Genomic DNA, 260 nt, shown 5'->3' with positions numbered 1-260 from the left:
GGGCGAGGGCGTAGCGGATGCCCACGGTCACCGAGTTGTCGTCCAGGTCCGCCTTGAAGGAGCCAGGTTGCAGCGCGCCAGAACCCTTGGTGGCCCATTGGGCGTTCACGGTCTTCAGGTAGCGGTAGGTCAGATCCACCGACATGCGGTCGTCGACCTTCCAGGCCAGGCCGGCCAGCAGCTGGTAGGCCGCGGCGGTGCGCGCGTCGCCGCTCGTCAGGGTCTGCGCGCTGCCGACGCCGTTGAAGGCGCCGTTCAGG

General features: G+C 69.2%; 1 protein-coding gene. It reads right to left on the bottom strand.

Annotated features, from left to right (window positions below; genetic code table 11):
* The coding region (locus tag HKX41_12115; protein NNC24880.1) for a hypothetical protein at positions 1–260 on the bottom strand (260 nt) is incomplete at both ends.

The sequence above is a fragment of the Salifodinibacter halophilus genome (assembly GCA_012999515.1).
GTDB classification, from domain to species: Bacteria; Pseudomonadota; Gammaproteobacteria; order Nevskiales; family Salinisphaeraceae; genus Salifodinibacter; species Salifodinibacter halophilus.
Note: the sequence above shows the minus strand (reverse complement) of the source record. Positions and strands in the feature narration are given on the sequence as shown.